Raw genomic sequence first — 18,337 nt, forward strand, 5'->3', positions numbered from 1 at the left:
TCTTATTGTTCCTGGGGCGTCGGGTTCGGGTTGTCCGCCGGCTGCACGCGGTTGTCGATCACGAGCGGCGTGCCGTTCTTCAGCTTCAACTGGCCGCTCGTCACGACCTGCGCGCCTTCGCTGATGCCCTTGAGAATCGCGACCTGATCGCCGCGCGTCGGCCCCGGCGTGACGAACACCTGCTGCGCGACGGGCATGATCTTGCCTTGCGCGTTCTTTTGCGCGCCCGGCTTCACGACGAACACGGTCGCGCCGTAGGGGTTATAGGTGATCGCCGTTTGCGGCAAGGTCAGATAGCGCTGCACAGTGCCCGCGTCGATCTTCACGTTCGCGTACATGCCGGGCAGCAGCTTGCGCTCGCGGTTGTCGACGGTCGCTTCGATCTGCACGTTGCGCGTCGTGCTGTCCACGCGCGGATTGATCGAGCGGATCTTGCCGTCGAACGTGCGGTTGCTGAACGCATTCGTATCGACGACGATCGCCTGGCCGACCTGCAATTGCCCGAGCTGCTGTTGTGGCAGATAGAAGTCGGCGTAGATCGGATCGATGGCTTGCAGCGTGACGATCGCATCGCCCGGATTGATGTACTGGCCGGGGTTGACCGTCGTGATGCCGACGCGTCCTGCGAAGGGCGCGCGTATCGTTTTCTTGTCGACGAGCGCGGCCTGCTGGTCGACCTGGGCTTTCTTGCTCTTCAGGTCGGCGGCATCGGCGTCGAGCTGGGCCTTCGCAATCGCCTGAATGTCGAACTGCGCCTTGTCGCGCTTATAGACGGTTTGCGCCAGTTCCGCGGCTGCTTGCAGCGACGCCAGCTGCGCGCGATCCGAATCGTCGTTCAGGCGCACGAGCACCTGGCCCGCCTTCACCTCCTGGCCCGAGCCGAACGCGATTTCGCGTACGAGCCCGGCCACTTCCGTCGTCACGTCGACGCCGCGCACCGCGCGCAGGCTGCCCACGGCGGCAAGCTGCGGCTGCCACGTCTGGTAGCTTGCGACAGCGGCCGTGACGGTCGCGGGCGGCACGGCATTGCTCGCCATGAACTTCTTGAGCATGTGCGCCCTGAACAGATTGAAGCCGACCAGCGCGCCGAGCAATACGCCCACGCAGATCAGCATGATGATCATCCGCCTGGTCATCTGTCTTTTCGTTGTCATCGTCGTCTTGTCCTTGCACTGCAAACTGCTTTGCATGGGACAGGAGTAAGGGCTAAAGCGCTAACTCCCGTCGACATGTGGCACAAACTCGTCCGGCGGCGCTGCCGTCGATCGCATGCGACGCGCGGCCATTGCAAAAGAATTCACTGCGGCGTCGCAGACGCCGGGACGGCCGCCGGCGCGGCCTGGGCTGCCAGGCTCGCGGCCGTGTCGTTCCACCAGCCACCGCCGAGCGCCTGGAACAACGCCGCCGTGTCCGCATAGCGCGCGGCCTGCGCCTGTGCGAGATTCACGACGGTCTGCTGGTACTGGCGCTGCGTATCGAGCAACGCCAGATAGCTGACGCCGCCAACGCGAAACTGGCCGCGCGTCAGATCGAGCGAATCGCGGGCCGCGCGCCATGCTTCCGTCTGCGCACGCAGACCGCTCGCATCGTGTTCGAGCGCACGCAACGTATCGGCGACGTTCTGGAACGCGAGCAGCACCGTCTGCCGATATTGCGCGTTGGCCTGATCGAAGGCGGCTTCGGCTGCGCGCTTTTGCGCGCTCAGCTGTCCGCCATGAAAGATCGGCTGCGTGACGCCCGCGCCGATGTTCCAGATCATGTCCGCGTACTTGAGTAGGCCCGCGGGCGTCAGCGCTTGCGGGCCGTAGCTCGCCGACAGCGTGAGCTGCGGATACATGTTCGCCGTCGCCACGCCGACCTGCGCGCTCGCCTGATGCAGCGTGGCGTCGGCGGCGAGGATGTCGGGCCGCTGCCGCACGAGTGACGACGGCACGCTGACGGGCAAGCTCTGCGGCAGCGTGAGTATCGCCAGTGTGAACTCGGGCACGCCCGTGTCGCTGGGCGGCTTGCCCGCGAGCACGGCGAGCTGGTGGCGCGTCTGATCGAGCGACTGGCGCAACGGCGGCAACGTCGCGCGCGTCTGCGCGACGAGCGTTTCCTGCGAGAGCACGGCGGCGCGGCTCACGCCGCCAAGCTCGAACTGCTTGCGCAACACGCCGAGCTGCGCGTCCTCGTCGGTGGCGATGCGCTCGGTCGCGTCGATCTGCTCGCGCAGCGACGCTTCCTTGACGGCCGCCGTCACGATGTTCGCGGACAACGCGAGATACGCGGCTTGCAACTGAAAGCCCTCGTAATCGACCTGCGAGCGCAGCGATTCGAGTTCGCGCCTCCCGCCGCCGAATACGTCGAGGTTGTACGACACGCTCACCGATGCGTTGTACAGATTCAGTATTCTATGCAGACCGGGCTGACCGAACGTGACGCCGTTGAATTTCTCGCGCGTCGCATTGGCCTTCGCATCGACGGACGGATACAGCGTCGTGCCCATTTGCGCCCGCAGGTTCTCGCCGGCCTGTCTGAGCGCCGCTTGCGCCGCAGCGACGTTGGGACTGTTGGCGAGCGCTTCGCGGATCAGCGCGTCGAGCGGCTCGCAATGAAAGAGCGTCCACCACTGCGCGGGAATGTCCTGGCCGGCGACGAACTGTTGCGGGACGCCCGATGCGCCCGGCGCCGACGCCGTTCGATCGGGCAGCGGCGTGGGCGTGTAGGTGTCGGTGGCGGGCGGGGCGGGCGTTTGGTAATCGGGACCCAACGCGCAACCCGACAGCGAACAAAACTGTGAAAGCAGGACTGTAACCAGTGCGATGCGCGCGCAAACGCGATGCGCAATGCGGCGCCGAATTGCACCACTAAATTGCCGATGCAATCGGCTGCGACCAACTGCGGTTGACGTCATGGAACACCTATCCACCTTAGTTCGCGTGAGCGGCGTGTTGTTAAAATTGCGGATGCAGAACTTACCCGTCCCCGCTGCGCTGGTCTTCCTGCGAGGCGGTCAATGTAAGCATGAGTGATTTGGAGCGATATTTCGCTCGCCTCCGCAGCGAACTTCAGGCGCGCGCATCTGATAACAGGTTGCGAACATCCTTCGCGCGTGGTCAATGCCTGTCAAGCCAGTTCAAAACAATTTCGACACCCTCATTAATCGACAGCAAACAAGTGTCGATGAAGACGTCTGGTGCCGTCGGCTGTTCGTACGGCGAGTCGACGCCGGTGAAATGTTGGATTGCGCCACGTCTCGCGAGCCGATAGAGTCCTTTGGGATCACGAGCCTCGGCTACGGCCAAAGATGCGTGGACATGAATTTCAGCGAAGTTATGCTTCCCTGCGATGGATTTGGCGAGTTCTCGGTCCGAGCGGAAGGGGGAGATGAGGCACACCAGTACCACGATGCCGGCGTCAGCCATCAATTTTGCAACTTCCGACACGCGCCGTACGTTCTCGTGTCGATCCTCATCGCTAAAGCCGAGGTCCTTGCAAAGACCGAGCCTGACGGAGTCGCCATCGAGAGTGTAGGTGAGGCGGCCGGACGCATGAAGACGCGCCTCAACCCTGTCAGCGATAGCCGATTTTCCAGACCCGGACAGACCGGTGAACCACAGAATGGCAGGCGTTTGTCGTAGCAACCGTCGTCTAGACTCAGGATCAATGCGAAAGTCGTGTGAGTAAAGATGTGAAGTCGATGCCTCGTTCGTCATACACGCCTACGTAAGCGGGTTGGGATGGTTGCTGGAATTCGGGTACGCGCGCTCAAGCATTGCAGCAGTGTGACGTCAGTTGAACGTGGACGAACGGATCTGCCGTCGACGCGGCAGATTGCCGCCTATCATTCAAGGCCCAAGCGCGACGAATCGGAATATTCCGAGCGGTGCAGTCGTTTCCCACTCATACTGGTGCACAGCATGCGGGTTCGTCGGTTGACGATGGCAGGCCGTTCCCGCGTGCCTTGCTCAATAGAAGACCGTCGCACCATACATGTTCGACGCGTCCCCATTTACAGGCTGAAGCAGCGTCCGGGAAGAAGCCTCGCCCGTGATGATTGGCGCTGGTGTTGCAGAGCAATGGAAGACCTGTGAGCTTTTCGTATTCGATCAGCAGTTGGGCTACCGGATGCTCGGAAGTTCTTGCGATCGTCTGCAATCGAGCCGACCCGTCGAGGTGCACAACGGCAGGAACCTTGTCCTGCCATTCCGCGCGCGTCTGATGATCGAACAGCATGTAGGGGTCTGGAGTGCCGGGGCAAAATACGGCAGGAGCACGGTCTTCGAGGCATATTGGTGCCACGGGGCGGAAATGCTCTCGATACTTGATATCGTTGAGGATAGCCTTCATAGCGGGCGAAGTCGCAGCGGCCAGGATGCTTCTGGCACCCAATGCCCGAGGCCCCAGCTCGGCGCGGCCGGCAAGAAAAACGACGGGTTCATTATCCGCGAGTATCCGGGCGAGTTCCGCAATGGAGCAAGGAGACGCCGTCCATCCGGCCGGCACGTCGCCAGTTTTCACGGCTGGTCCGCTATAGACCGACCATTCCAACGGTACGAAGCCTTTGTCCGCGGCCATCGCGCAACAAGCGGCGCCAATCGCCGATCCACTATCATTCGGAAAGGGCGGGACCCAGATTGCGTCGAACAAGCCACTCGCACGTAATGCGCTATTCCATTTGATGTTGAGTGCGCATCCGCCAGAGATACACAAATTTCGCGGCCCCGGAATCGAATGTCGCTGGAGCGCCATTCCCATTTCGTGAACGAGAAGACGCTCAAGGAATACATGAAAGGAGACGAGTACGTCTTCGTGAGGCTTGGTCTTTAGTTGTGGCAGGCTTGCTTCGAAGAAGTCGCGTACAGCTGCGAGCGATGTTTCCGGAATATGGACATTCTGGCGGTAATTTCGTGCAATTTCCGTATCGCCGGCAAAGCGTTCCTGGTAAAGCCGATGAAACTCAGTGACGATGTCTTCATCGAGGGACCCGAGCGCGATATATGCCATAAGCTTGCCGGCCACGCCAAGATCCCACTCCGCGCCGTCCGCCTTCTTATAGGGCCCAAAATGATGACCTGCCGCAGCGTATATTTGGCCGATGACCGGAAACAGGCAGTCAACGAGGCGCGCTCCGTGGCGTTGTACGTGGTACAGCCTCGGCACCATTCCACCATCCCAGACCAGGCAGAACGCGGGCTGCTCGCTCCGCGCGAACGGGCTGGTGCAGTACGCGGAGGCAACATGGCCTGACACATGAGGATAGCTTTTATATGTACGTGACGCTCCGCCGACCAGCAGTCCGGTGCCGTCGACCGAGGCAAGAAGATGGTCCACTTTGCGTTCGATATAGGGGGCGCCATTTAGGCTGACCAGCATGGAGCCACTGACCATCCGAAACTGTGACTCCACTTCGCCGTCCCAGCCGTCGACAACAAACTGGTCTATATCTTCGACGCGCAAGCCACCTTCGCTCAATGCGGCCGCAACCGCATCCAGGTTCTCGATTTTTTGGTATCGCGGGTTGTTTTCCCGCTTCTCCTGTTCGATGCAAAAAACGAGTTTTCCATCCTCGACAACGGCGATTGCTCCGTCGTGTGTCAGCTTGAGGCCACAAATGCGCATAGTATCCCCTACTCAAAGAGAGTAATTGGGTTGAGGCGAAAGGAAAGCCCGGTTCCGGAAGCGCGCGAGCAGACAGTCTTCATTGGGCGACTCACCGACGCACTCCACGCGCTCAACTTCGGTCAGTTCTTCTTTCAGAATTTCCAAGACCGTTTCTGCACCGGCAAGGTGTCCCCACCGCCGGCAACTGGCGTCACGCGCCGACCCGAATATCAATCGGCCACCAGGTACAAGCATCCGTACCAGATTGCGAATAGCGGCGCGCACCTCCTCGATGTTGCCGAGGTAATAAAGAACTTCCGCCACTACGATCAGATCGAACTTGTCGAGGGTCAAAAAATGCTGTACGTCTGAAACAATCCAGGCCGTGTTCGGTGGCTCCTTCAGACGTTCGCGTGTTTTCGAGAGCGCTTGTGGCATAACGTCGATAATGGTGAGCCGTTGGCAATGAGGTGCCAATCTTTCCGTAAACGCTCCTCCCGCGCATCCGACTTCTAACGCGTTGGAGACAGATCCGTCGACGAGTGACATTCGGAGCATTTGCTCATGGCGTTGGAGTTCGAAGGGATTACTGTCCAGTTGCCACGGGTCGTCCGCGTCCAATTCTCGACGCAGTAATTCAAAATTCGTTACATTTCTCAATTTGGTCTACCTTACTAGTAGTCCGCTACAACGTCGTTGTACGACGCGCTATGCGGGACGCGTCGCTTTCCGGACAGAACCGGCGTGCCTCACAGCTCGGGTCCGTTGCGCTCGATGGCGGCGCCGTCCGGCCACTCGCTCAGCGGGCTGCCGATCGGCAAAATCACAGCCAGCACGTCTTCAATGCGCGTAGGAGGTAAGTCAAGATGAACGTTTGGGAGCGTTGATCGCACGCGCACCCCATCCAAGATTGTCCCCATTCCATTCCGAAACAATCTGGCAAAGTGATTCTTTAAGGCATGCCGGACTGTGCCAAACGCAAATGGGACGCGGAGTTCTTGCAGCACTGGATATATCGCGCGGATCGAATGACCGATTCCGAACCCTTCGAGATCCGGACGCACCCCATACAGTCCCAATTCGGCTACAAGTACATCGACCGAGCCTACCTTGATGAAACGACGAAGCGATCCCATGTGAGCTGCAACACCCCTCGAATCGTACGCGATGGCGCGGAGTTCGGGCCGCGCACCGGCCCAACTTCGGCCACCCTCGAACGGTTTTGCGTTGAAAGCCCCGGTTGGCCCATACGTCGTTCGGAAGAATCGGGCCAACTCGATGTGATCGGTGAGTTCAAGCTCATTTTCCCAGCACAATCTCCACTGCACTTTTGAGGACATGCACAGTTACCTCGTTTTGACGCGTTCATCGCCTGCTGCGCGAGCGGCCAGACATACCGATGGTGCGCATCAGTTTTCTATGGCTATAAGGGAACGCAAGGATTAATCAAACCGATCATCCGTTAGCTAAACAGATCTCGCCTAGAGACACGACGACACTTAAAATGATCTGTCAACAGGTGGGTTATACGATCGAGTTATTCGCAAGGGGTGTTTAAAAATCGATCTTCCCACCTTCGAAGAGGCTCTCGTACTGCCCGCCTGCGAAGTGACGCTTCAACTCCTCAAAATTGAGTACCGTTTGTTCCAGTGGCCTCAGTTCCTGACGTTGAAGGACTGTGCTGCCAGAGTATGGACGCACAGGAATTTCGAGGAAAGACCAAACCGCTTGCAGACATGAAGCGGGATTGTCCAGTAGACTTTCATACTCGACGGTAAGAATGTTCGCTGGTGCGAATGAGTCCATCACCAGTCGGTGGAAATCGTCAGCAGCTTTGAGATAGTCCTCACAGTCTTTAATTTTTAAGGTTACCTGAGGAGGCGGACCGGAGTCGTTGCCTGCGCCAAACTTTAACCATTGACCACTTTGCCTTGCCTGCACCAACGATCGCAGCGATTCCAATGTATTTCTGCGGATCACAAGCATCACCTTGAGGTATGGCCATCTAGCCAACTCATCAAAGAACCCAGGACGTTCCTGAAGCTGAGGTTGGTTGATCTTGCAACCGACGTGTGTGATCGCGTTCTTTCCGGCTCGGGCGGGATAGTGTAGATAGGCGAGTTCGAGGAGTTCGTGATCGGTAAGTAGCAAGCGTTTGGGATTGTGCCAGATCGCGTCGTAAGGATTGAGCAACTCGCCATTGCTTGATACGTTGCGATGTTCGTTTAGCAATTCTTCAAGATAATGTGTGCCCGTCCTTGGCATCCCGAGGATTACAAACGGATTAATTATCAGCATGGGTTGGGTCATAGCGTATCTTCAACAGAATCGGAAGCGATGGTTCTAAAAACTGATTCCTGTCTAGTTCATTACAAGGATCTGATTCTGCTCGGTTTCCAATCATCTGCGTCAAGATAGGAGACGTCGGCGAAACAGTACTGCCGACAGAAAGAATGGCAAGACTGTGTAGACGCAAAGCGCAATCACATGCAGACCGATTCCGGCGGCTGGGCGCGCAAGCATCGCAGGGCGGATGAGTTCAACGGAATGTGTGAGCGGCAAGAATCGCGCAAGCTGTCGAAATGCACCTGGAAGATGGGCGACCGGAAAGACGACACCGCTCAGAAAAAGCATGGGTGTCAGAACAAGTGTTTGATAGAAGATAAAGTAATCATAACTCGGCGCGATCGCGATGAGGACCATGGCAATACTCGCGAAGGCGAGGCCAGTTAAGATAACGACGGGAATGACATAAAGAATGCCCGGAAAGGCCGCATAGCCCAGCGTCGTGGCAACCGCCGTAACAGCCGTGCCGGCCAAAAGGGCTTTTGTTGCTGCCCAAGCCAATTCACCGAGAATGACGTCGCCGATCGTGAGTTGAGTACACAAGACTGCTTCCCACATGCGCTGAATGTGCATGCGAGCGAAAGTCGCATAAATCGTTTCGAACGTCGCGGAAGTCATTGCGCTTGTCGATACCATTCCAGCCGCCAAAAAGGCTACGTAAGAAGTGCCTTCGATGCGGCCTATCATTATTCCCACGCCGAAACCCAATCCGAACAGATACATCATCGGGTCCGCAAGGTTACCGATAAGCGAAACGAGTGCAGTTTTTCGCCACGCCAGATAATTGCGGCGCCATACCATGCGCCAGTTCCAAGTGTTGGTGGGCATAGTCATCGTGAATAGTTCACGCATCATCTAGTCCTTCATATCGCGTCCGGTCAACCGAAGAAACACGTCTTCCAGGTTTGCGGGACGTTGCAGAACGCGCAGACCCGTTCGCTTGCACAACTGCATGCGCACCTGTTCCAGATCGGCTGCATAGCAAAACAGCGTCTCGCCGCTCACCTCCGTGCGCTGCGCGTATGGATCGAGCAATGCACGCAGTTCGTGCGAATCGCCGCCATATATCTCCAGGACGTGGCTCCCAATTTGTTTCTGGATTAGCGCATGAGGGGCACCTTCCGCAATGCTGCGTCCTTTGTCGATCACGCAGAGACGATCGCACAATCGTTCGGCCTCTTCCATGAAGTGAGTGGTTAGAAGGATCGTCTTGCCGCGCGCAAGTAGAGAGCGCAAGCGGTCCCAAACGAGGCGGCGCGCATGTGGATCAAGGCCGGTCGCGGGCTCGTCCATTACTAGCAGTTGTGGGTCGTTGATAAGCGCCCGGGCGATGGTCAACCGACGCTTCATGCCGCCGGATAATTCTGAGACGCGCGCGTGAGCCTTGCTCTCTAGGTGCGCGAATTCAAGCAGCGACGGAATCACCGCTTCGACTTCGCCCGCGCTCATGCCAAAGTAGCGCCCGAATATCTGCAGGTTCTCGCGGACCGTAAACCCGGGCTCAAGGTTGTCAAATTGCGGAACTACGCCGATACGCCGCCGTGCCCGACGTGCGCGTACGGGCACGGGCTCTCCAAGGACAGTGATAGCACCCGCGTCAGGCGACGCCATACCGAGGATCATGCGCGCGGTCGTGCTCTTGCCTGCGCCGTTGGGTCCCAGCAGGCCAAAGCATTCGCCCTGCTCGACGCGAAATGAAAGTCCGTTAACGACCTGTTTGCCGTCATATAACTTTCTTACGCCAGTAAACGTTATCGTTGCAGCAGCCATTGAACGGGAGGTCGAAATGTGGCTTTGTTAAAAAAGATCGTGATTTGCGCGCGAGATCTAAGCATCATTCACTACGAACTACATTGTTCGACGTTTTGAATGACGGTGGCTTGCACTGTCGGTCACACTGCGCATCCATACCCGTCGATGCATTAGCGTCTGCCGTCGCAGCGTATCCAGGCGGATCGACGTATTCGCGACAGTCGTCGGCGGCCGAGCCTCGGGAAAGCCAGTTGCTGTTACTCAGCGTACACAATGCGTAGGCTTTTACAGGAAGCAATAACAAAAGGTTGATAAATGTGTGCGCGGAAAATCCGAGAAATCGAAGTTCTCGAGACCGAACTGCGGCCACGGAACAGCGGATCATAGTCATTGAGGCTATTAGAAAGCATGCGTGCCAAGGTGCCGAGGCTGTCAGAACGATCTGCAAGAACCCGGCAAGCATTGAAACGGCAAGCAAAAGCGACCCTACGTTTTGCCCGATCACGTCCAGCGTAAGGTAACGATCGAGACGAGGCAGGAGGCGCAGCGCAAGCAGCGTGTCGCGATAAGTACTGCGCGCCCAACGTAGTTGTTGACGCAGATACGGCCACAACTTGTCTGGTACAACGGTAGCTGCGATCGCGTCTGGAACATATTCCGTTCGGTAACCAGCTGCCAGCATAAGAATTGTCAAATGACGATCTTCGCCAAAGTCACTGCGTTTTCCGCGAAACGTCTGAGTCTCGTACTGGTTCAGCAGCAAAAGAAGCGCGGATCGCCGATAGATGGCGCATGGACCGCAGCAGCACATAACAGCACCGAAACGGGCTTGAGCGGCACGCTCTTCGTTGCAGGCGAGCCAGTATTCCATATCGATCAGACGGGTCAACCATGTGTCGCTGCGATTGCTTGCTGTCAATTGACCCATGGCGGCCCCGATCGCCGTGTCGCTCATTGTTAGTACGAGTTTCTTCACGACGTCGGGCGCTAGGGTCGTATCTGAGTCGACGTTAAGTATCAGTTCCGCGGACGAAGAACGGATCGCAGCGATTTGTGCCTTGCGTTTTCCTACGTTCCGGGGAAGGAGGACAAAATTGAATCTCGGATCGTGCTCGTACTCGTGGTACACCATTCTCAACGCGTCTCGATTGGCTGAACCGTCATCGACCACGTGGACTTTAACGGGGCCAGCATACTCCTGAGTCGCGATTGAAGCGAGGCATGCCCGCAGTGTGTCCGGGTTTTCGTTGAAGCACGGCACAATAACGTCGACGTCGGGCAGGGAGTTGCAGTTGGTCGAGTTACTTCTCGCCGGTGGCCCGCTAGCCGGCATGGCGTGTAGAACCTGCGCGCTTTTATAAATGGTCGAAAGTAGTGCGTACAATAAAATGGAGGTCGTGTTGATCGTGGCAGGGATGTTCATCGAGGTCAGTTTGCTAAGTGGCGTTAAGAAATGATCTGATTACAGGCCTGCCGTGATCCAGAGAATGAACAGGTGGAAAACGCCAAAGATTTGCTTGCGAAGTTCCTGTCGGTAGTGGGCAAGGGTGTCTCTCCAATGCGCCTAGATCCGTGGATGTCTCGCTATGTCTTGGCGAGATCGCAGAATCTTGCGCTCTCTCGTCGCTCGGTTTCTCAGCTAGTGCACGGTCATGATAGCGAGCTGGCAAGTAATATATCCATCGGCTGATGCAGAAAGCTCGGTCAGTGATTCCTGTTTATTGCGTCAGGATTTCCTGATGCGTTCATATTGATTAATCCGTGTCGAAGCCGTTTGCAAGCTGCTGCTCATGATTGGAGAAACCTCTTGTAGTGAGGCGCACCAGCCTTGATAGATGGTGCCGGTTTTTGCGGGGGCTCATCGGTGTTTGTCGACATCAAGGCAGTGAACTGATTACAAACCTGCGTTCCTTCAAAGCTGGAATCAGGCGCGACAGCGCCGTAACGGTCTGATCGCGCGATGTGGCGCGAGCATCCGGATACCACTCTCCAGGAGGGCTCCCATCGTGTAAAAGGACAATAGAGCCTGGTTGCACGGACGCCAGCACAGCGTGCACAATCGCGTCGACACCGGGGCGAGACCAATCTCGCGGGTCTATCGACCAGTGAAGTGCCGTCAGTCCCGCCTTTGCCGATTCGGCAATTACTTCTTTCGTCCATATTCCGTATGGCGCACGCACATACCGCACCGTTGCGGCAGGGCATGTCCGCTTGAATATCGCGTTCGCTTCCAATATCTCACGCCGTGTCTGTTCCGGTTCGCATTTTGAAAGATCCCGATGCGTCATCGTGTGATTGGCGATCTCGTGACCTTCAGCGATGATCCGTTCTATCAACTGTGGATGACTTGCCGCGTAGAAGCCAAGTACGCAGAACGTTGCCGGCACCTTGTGCTGTGCCAACACGTCAAGTATCTTGGGCGTCCATACTAGATCTGGACCGTCATCGAAAGTAAGGTAAACCTGACGGGATTGGTGTTGGCGGTCGAAGTTGTCCGGCACTTCGGACACTAATCGAATCGGTTCGCACCCGTCTCGTTGTGGTATGTCATCCTTCATCTCTAAGTCATCGAGTATTCATGGTGGTGCGCAGAAAGCGTCGCGGTGGTGAAAATCTGTCTATGACTCACAATTTGGGACTCTGAAAAAAACGGTCGGTCAGTAATTCGAAGAAAATCTTCATGCGACCTCTTGCACCTTTAGCCTTGATATGCGTAACTTTGCGGGACGACAATTAATTTGTACAATCGATTGTTTCGATACGTCTCATCCACACAGCGAATACCTGAACATGCGCTTCAAAGGCCTCGATCTCAATCTTCTTGTTGCGCTGGATGCGCTGATGACACAACGTAATCTGACTGTCGCGGCGCAGAACATCAATTTGAGTCAACCTGCCATGAGTGCCGCGGTCGGCAGGTTACGAGACTATTTTTCTGACGACCTGTTCGTGATGAGGGGCCGCGAGTTTGTTCCGACAGCTCGGGCGATGGAGCTCGCAGGCCCGGTTCGGGAAGCTCTGTCGCACATACAGCTTTCGATCATTTCGCGCGACGTATTCCAACCGGCCAAATCGAATCGCCGCTTTAGGGTCTGCCTTTCTGATTTCATGACACTTGTCTATTTCCAGAACGTCGTAAAACGTGTCGCGCGCGAAGCTCCCTCAGTGAGTTTTGAATTGCTTTTTCCTGACGACGAGCCCGGCGAGTTGCTTCGTCGAGGTGACGCCGATTTTCTGATTTTGCCGGGGCTGTTGCTGGCCGATTCTCACCCCAAAGCGGCGCTCTTCGAGGAGAAGCTCGTATGTGTCGGATGTCCAACGAACAAACAGTTGTCGCGGCGGCTCCCGTTGGAGAAGTACATGTCGATGGGACACGTGACAGTGAGGTTCGGACGGGCGCGCAGGCCCTCGATCGAGGAGTTTTTCTTACTCGATCTCGGTCTCAAGAGGCGCGAAGAGGTTGTCGTGCCGACCTTTGATCTGGTTCCGTCCATGCTATCGCGTACCAACCGTATAGCAACGATCCCTATGAGGCTGGCAAGGCATTTCGCCGAAGTGGTTCCCCTCCGGATCGTCCAGGTACCACTGCCCCTTTCCTCGTTCACTGAATCGATCCAATGGCCTGCGCTGCACAACGGTGACCCTGCAAGCATCTGGATGCGCGAGCTGTTATTACAGGAGGCGCAAAGCCTTGTGGCTGGCTAGTATCGATGGCTTCACGGCGAATTCGGGCCGAGCCGAATTTCTTTTTCAAACGTCGCGAATGTCGCGACCTCCGCGAGTGTGAAGCGAAAATCCCGCAGCGTCGCGTGAATTGCCACGGCGATTTCGTGTTCTGATGCACCCCGGTAGCGAAAGCGCGCGAGGATCGTATCGTAGCCGCCAGCGCCGTCGAAGACATGATGTTGTTTTGGCAAGACGGTTTCATAGAGCGCCGCGATTCCTTGCGGCAATTGCGCATCGACGAACACCTTGCCGACTGGCTCCGGTAGCATCAGAAATCCGCCGCGCGCGCGCGACGTCGATGCGGCGAACGCGGCTCGTGTTTGCTCCGCGAAACATGCCTCGTCACCTGACTGCTGCGCGACCCACAAGGCGAACAGGTCAATATCGTACAGATCGCGAAACAGGAAAGGGATCTCCCCCCCACCCACGCGCGCACCGATCTCGAGGAAGTACAGGGCGTCGGGGCCTCGAATGATCTCAAGATGGAACGGTCCATTGACCAACGCGAGCGCGCGCAGGCTGGCATCTGCAAACGCGAGCAGTGCATCATTTAGCGGCCCGGGATCAAGCATTACGGAGCCGAGTGGTTTGCCCTGCGCAAACTCGAGGCAAGTGTTGATATAGCGTGACGCGCGCGCGATCACAAATGCACCGTCAACAACGAAGCCGTCAATGTGATAAATCGTTCCTTCGATGTACTCCTCGCATTCGTACTCAACGAGCGGAAGAGTCGGCAACAGTGCATTGAACTGCGCCTCCGTGTCGACGCGCCGCACACCTACGCTTGCGGCGCCGGTGCGCGGCTTTGCGATGAGCGGAAAACGCATTGTATTGATCGGCTCCGCATCGGGAGAGGTCAGATTTTCCAGCGCTGCGAAGCGCGGCACACACAGGCCGGCTGCCGCGACGGCGTGCTTCATGACTGCCTTGTCGCGAAACCGGACGACTGCATCAGGCAGGTCACCAGGGATACTGAACGAATTGCGGAGCCGCGCGGCCGCCATCAGGTCGAATTCGGACAGCGCGACGAGCCTGTCGATGCCGCCCAGTGCCGAACTGCAGGCGCGCACGGCCGCGTGCAGCGCATCTTCATCGCCGAAATCGGGTAGCTGTTCAATGTGAGTGATGCGCGACGCGCGCAGTGCTGCCGCAGCGTTTGGTGTGCAGACGTATGCCACGTCGTGCACGGCATGGTCGATATAGCGATGATAGGCCGCGAAGTCGTCGGACCAACGATTAAGCACAACGATGCGTCTACTGTTGGGGGACAGGCTGATTGTCATGTCGAGAAATTTTCAGATATCGTCAAGGGTGCGATTAAATCTGAGAGCGCTTTGCGCCTCGGCGAGACGTAAATCAAGCGTCGGGCGATCGGCAGCGGTAAACAGCACATGTCCGGCGCGGCCGCGAAAATCCATCAGTTGTGGCACGGCACCGCCGATGTGGGGATGGACCTCGATCTCCTCGAAGCCAGGCATTGCGCGCACCCGCTCGACTGCGGCGGCGCTGGCGAAGCGGCCCCTTACAGGCGCGAGGAACCGCACACCGCTCGCACACGTCGTAAGCTCTGTGTCGTAGCCGGGCGCCGGATTGGTGTCGCCGAGATGGCTGCGTATCATCACTTCCGGCAACGAGAGTGACTTGCTGAGTTCAACCAGACGGTAGATGCGGTCCCCTCCGAGCCGCGCGGCGATCTCGATGAGCACCGGACCGTCGCGTGTGATGCGGGCCTCCGCATGGAAGACGCCGAGTGTAAGGCCCATTCGTGCTGTGATTTCTTCGACGTATGCGACCAGCGCCGCTCGGTGCTCTGGCCTCAGCGCTGCTTCAACCGTGTGTCCCATCTCGACGAAATACGGCTCGGCGCTCAGCAGCTTTTCGGTTACAGCGACAACACGCGGCCCGCGCCCGTCGATGTAACCTTCAATGCTGTACTCCGGACCCTTGAGGTATTGCTCAAGCAGCAAAACGTTGCCAATCTTGCGGCCCATGTCTACAACGCCTTGGTGTATGGCGCGCTCGACCGCGAACTGCAGCTCGGCAAGCGAGTTGACGCGCGTCACCAGTTGACTACCGCAGCCGTCCACAGGCTTGAGAACGGCTGGGAAGCCGACCTGTGAGGCGGCCGTCGTGATGTCGCGGGGATCTGCGATTTGAGCGAACTGTGGCACTGCCACTCCCATAGTTGCGAGGTGCAAGCGGCTGTGATACTTGTCTTGAGTTAGCGCTGCCGCTTCAGGCGGCAAATGGGGAAGACCGAGCCGGGCCGCCGCTTGCGCGGCTACACCGACTGTGTATTCGAACCCGGGCACGATTGCGTCGACGCGCATAGCGCGCGCCGTTGCGGCGACCGCGTCTGGGGAAGCGGTGTCGACCACGGTGAACGATGCGGCGGCGTTGCGAAGTGCGGGCAGAACGACGCGCTCGTCACGGTTGGCCGAAAACACATGCACGGCGACACCGAGGCGCGCAGCAGCGGCGATAAGCGACGCGCCCGACGACGCCGGTTCAATTACGATGACGGCGGTCACGCGGATGCTCCTTATGTGGCAACTGGTTCAGCTTGAGGCACTGTTGTCACAAGCAATTCGTCGAAGTATTCGTGGATCAGTTCGACGAAGTGGCACAGATAGGTCTCCGCTTTTTCCGTTCCGCCCCAGTTGTCGATTGCCCGCTGCAGGGCGACCCACATCCGCTCATTGTGCTCGCGCGATTCGTCGTAGTGAATGTGGCCGAGCGAACCCCTCACATAATCGTGTCCGAACGCGCGCGCCGCAGCTTCAGTGATGACCTTGTTGTAGCGATCCGAATACCATTCGACGAACCAATTCCACACCATCGTCGGCAGCGGCCCGTCGCGGCCGATGCTCAGATAGAGGTAGCCAATTAATTTGTCGGTGCTGTGAAAGGGCGCGGTGCGATCGACGTCGGCTGCGGAAAGGCCGAATTTCTCGATGTCACGTAAGAATAGCCCATCGTGCCCGTATTCTTCTGCGAGGTATCGCGCGAGAAACTGCGCGAGCACGTTGTCCTTGTAGCTGATTTTGTAAAGTGCGAATGCGTCGACTTCGTTGTTGAGCCGGATTCGCAACACGGTTTCGACGAGATGTCGGCGATAGTATTCACTGTCGATCCAATCTCCACGGTGGAACGCAGCTGTTTCCGGCGAAGTGGCAAAAATCTGCTTCATCGCCTGCTCAGCGACTTGCTCTAGATGAACGCGATCGTTGCTTGTTGACATATAACCTCCAAGTAAAATAGAAAAACAAGAACGGAGAAACCAGCGCTGTGGCCACTCTTTATTCCCTGGCTGGAAGAGCCAAAAGACACCGGGTGATTTTTGAGCAAGGCAATATGTACCTCGGGACTTATGAGGCTTCTTGTTCTCCGGAGTTGCGCAGGCCGCAGTCGTTGTGTGGCGAGACGCAAGACTTTCAAATGCTTCTCAATGATGTTTGATTAGATTAGAACCGACTTGCCCGGGTCTTCCTGCTAGTAGCTCGGCAACACGCAGAACTCCTTCCAGATTGGCGGCGCATACCCGCAGCCACGTTGTGCGAATCGTGCCGTATGCCCTAATGAAAGGCAATGGTGCAGTCTTTGGCCGACCCCTGCGGGCGGACGTGGCAGCGCACATCGGAGCGATTGGGCGCGAGCCCGAAGTGGTCGCTCTCGAGTTGTTTTGCGTTCAAATTCTCGCTCGCGCATGTTCTCTGCGTGAGTGACGGAAGGATATTAACCCCAGGTGTATGCGTGGTATAAGCTGATAATCTTTATGTCTGCATGAGGGAAATTGATGATTCGCGATCTCGACAGCGCGCTGCTGCGTACGTTCGTGACGGTGATTGAGGCCGGCAGCGTGAGCAACGCTGCAATGGCACTTCATCGCACCCAGGCTGCCGTCAGCATGGCTCTTCGTCGTCTTGAAGACGAAGTCGGCCAACGCCTGCTCGAACGTTCGCCGCGCGGCGTGAAGCCGACTTCGGCGGGCAGTGTGCTGCTACCGTATGCGCACAAGTTGCTCGAAATTGGGCTTGCCGCCCGCTCCGCACTCAATGCAGGCGACGTTTCAGGTACCGTCAGGATTGGCATTCTGGAAGACGTCGCAATGAGTCACCTCCGCCATGCACTCAGGCAGTTCTCGGCATCGTTTCCTGACGTTGCACTGGAGATCGTCGTCGACGCCAGCCCTGCGTTATCCCAGCGGCTCGCAAGCAACACGCTGGATTTTGCGATTGGCGATCCTGCGCTGATTCACGTCGAGCCGCTCGTTACCTGGCGGCATCCGCTTCGCTGGGCCGTCGCACGCACGCGAAACGCTGACCTGCGAGGTGGACCCCTGCCTATCGTTGCATTCGGCGGAGCATGTCGATGGCAGGAGAACTTCTTTGCGACATTGCTTGAAGCCGGCATCGCGTGGCGCGTCGCGTGCACGAGCACCAGTTTGTCCGCAATCCAGTCGGCCGTTGAGGCCGGGCTCGGTATTGCCCTGCTTCTCGATTGGCATGTGCGCCGCGATACGATGCGGGCAATCGATCCGTGTTCTGCCGGGCTGCCTATACCACCTGTCGCGGAGTTCGGCCTGTTTAGTCCCGCGAATGCACACGACAGCACGTCCGCAGCAGCGGCTCTGCAGCGCTTCCTCTTTCGCGCGTTGCAATTGGGATCCACAGACGACGGCGCACTCAACTAAGGGCGTATCGGCATGCCGCTACGCAGGCTTCCATGTTCTCCGCGTCTTCCGGCAGGCTGCGTCGGATGGGGCAAGCTTTCGACGTATCAGAACTCGCGGTATATGCGCGAGACAAATGCGCCGGGCTGCCACCGTCCAGGCGCAGGGGGAATCTCTGGGGGCAACGGCGATATTCCAGCAAGCCGGTGAATGAAGCTTGACAAATGTCATTGAAAAATCTAGTTGGAGATGCAA

General features: G+C 57.6%; 16 protein-coding genes. 2 read left to right on the forward strand and 14 right to left on the reverse strand.

Annotated features, from left to right (window positions below):
- Positions 1-2 precede the first annotated feature (2 nt).
- The 11 genes from AABE10_RS34070 to nodB form a co-directional block, all read right to left on the reverse strand.
- A complete protein-coding gene (locus AABE10_RS34070) occupies positions 3-1,154 on the reverse strand; it encodes an efflux RND transporter periplasmic adaptor subunit (protein WP_342937487.1) in 1,152 nt (383 codons plus the stop codon).
- A 143-nt stretch (positions 1,155-1,297) separates the two neighbouring features.
- Entirely contained in the window at positions 1,298-2,896 is a 1,599-nt protein-coding gene (locus AABE10_RS34075; protein WP_342937488.1) for an efflux transporter outer membrane subunit, read from the reverse strand.
- A gap of 202 nt (positions 2,897-3,098) precedes the next feature.
- Positions 3,099-3,698 carry an adenylyl-sulfate kinase gene (cysC, locus tag AABE10_RS34080; RefSeq protein WP_342937489.1) on the reverse strand — a complete coding sequence of 200 codons (600 nt, stop codon included), beginning with the start codon at positions 3,696-3,698 and terminating at the stop codon, positions 3,099-3,101.
- A 187-nt stretch (positions 3,699-3,885) separates the two neighbouring features.
- Positions 3,886-5,604 (reverse strand): nodulation protein NodU, encoded by a 1,719-nt coding sequence (gene nodU / locus AABE10_RS34085; RefSeq protein WP_342937490.1) that lies wholly within the window; start codon positions 5,602-5,604, stop codon positions 3,886-3,888.
- A 12-nt stretch (positions 5,605-5,616) separates the two neighbouring features.
- Positions 5,617-6,246 carry a nodulation methyltransferase NodS gene (gene nodS, locus AABE10_RS34090; RefSeq protein ID WP_342937491.1) on the reverse strand — a complete coding sequence of 210 codons (630 nt, stop codon included), beginning with the start codon at positions 6,244-6,246 and terminating at the stop codon, positions 5,617-5,619.
- A gap of 89 nt (positions 6,247-6,335) precedes the next feature.
- A complete protein-coding gene (locus AABE10_RS34095; protein ID WP_342937492.1) occupies positions 6,336-6,926 on the reverse strand; it encodes a NodA family N-acyltransferase in 591 nt (196 codons plus the stop codon).
- A gap of 214 nt (positions 6,927-7,140) precedes the next feature.
- On the reverse strand, positions 7,141-7,896 hold the full coding sequence (locus tag AABE10_RS34100; protein ID WP_342937493.1) for a sulfotransferase: 756 nt from the start codon (positions 7,894-7,896) through the stop codon (positions 7,141-7,143).
- A gap of 99 nt (positions 7,897-7,995) precedes the next feature.
- Positions 7,996-8,787 carry an ABC transporter permease gene (locus AABE10_RS34105; RefSeq protein WP_342937494.1) on the reverse strand — a complete coding sequence of 264 codons (792 nt, stop codon included), beginning with the start codon at positions 8,785-8,787 and terminating at the stop codon, positions 7,996-7,998.
- Positions 8,788-9,720: a nodulation factor ABC transporter ATP-binding protein NodI gene (gene nodI, locus AABE10_RS34110; RefSeq protein WP_342937521.1), complete on the reverse strand. Its 933-nt coding sequence runs from the start codon at positions 9,718-9,720 to the stop codon at positions 8,788-8,790.
- Positions 9,721-9,766: 46 nt separating this feature from the next.
- On the reverse strand, positions 9,767-11,107 hold the full coding sequence (gene nodC / locus AABE10_RS34115; protein ID WP_342937495.1) for a chitooligosaccharide synthase NodC: 1,341 nt from the start codon (positions 11,105-11,107) through the stop codon (positions 9,767-9,769).
- A 454-nt stretch (positions 11,108-11,561) separates the two neighbouring features.
- On the reverse strand, positions 11,562-12,242 hold the full coding sequence (nodB, locus tag AABE10_RS34120; protein WP_342937496.1) for a chitooligosaccharide deacetylase NodB: 681 nt from the start codon (positions 12,240-12,242) through the stop codon (positions 11,562-11,564).
- 232 nt (positions 12,243-12,474) lie between these two features.
- Between nodB and AABE10_RS34125 the strand changes: the two genes are divergently transcribed.
- On the forward strand, positions 12,475-13,389 hold the full coding sequence (locus tag AABE10_RS34125) for a LysR family transcriptional regulator (RefSeq protein WP_342937497.1): 915 nt from the start codon (positions 12,475-12,477) through the stop codon (positions 13,387-13,389).
- A gap of 11 nt (positions 13,390-13,400) precedes the next feature.
- Here AABE10_RS34125 and AABE10_RS34130 read toward each other — a convergent pair whose 3' ends face one another.
- From AABE10_RS34130 to AABE10_RS34140, 3 genes are read right to left on the reverse strand one after another with little or no spacing between them, the layout of a single operon-like run.
- The gene (locus AABE10_RS34130; RefSeq protein WP_342937498.1) at positions 13,401-14,693 is read right to left on the reverse strand and encodes a biotin carboxylase; all 1,293 of its coding nucleotides are present in this window, start codon (positions 14,691-14,693) and stop codon (positions 13,401-13,403) included.
- A gap of 12 nt (positions 14,694-14,705) precedes the next feature.
- Entirely contained in the window at positions 14,706-15,941 is a 1,236-nt protein-coding gene (locus AABE10_RS34135; RefSeq protein WP_342937499.1) for an ATP-grasp domain-containing protein, read from the reverse strand.
- Between the two features lie 11 nt (positions 15,942-15,952).
- A complete protein-coding gene (locus AABE10_RS34140; protein ID WP_342937500.1) occupies positions 15,953-16,651 on the reverse strand; it encodes a hypothetical protein in 699 nt (232 codons plus the stop codon).
- Between the two features lie 555 nt (positions 16,652-17,206).
- Between AABE10_RS34140 and AABE10_RS34145 the strand changes: the two genes are divergently transcribed.
- Positions 17,207-18,103, forward strand: a complete 897-nt coding sequence (locus AABE10_RS34145) for a LysR family transcriptional regulator (RefSeq protein ID WP_342937501.1) — start codon at positions 17,207-17,209, stop codon at positions 18,101-18,103.
- The last annotated feature ends 234 nt before the right edge of the window (positions 18,104-18,337 follow it).

Source organism: Paraburkholderia diazotrophica (assembly GCF_038900755.1).
Taxonomy (GTDB): Bacteria; Pseudomonadota; Gammaproteobacteria; order Burkholderiales; family Burkholderiaceae; genus Paraburkholderia; species Paraburkholderia diazotrophica_A.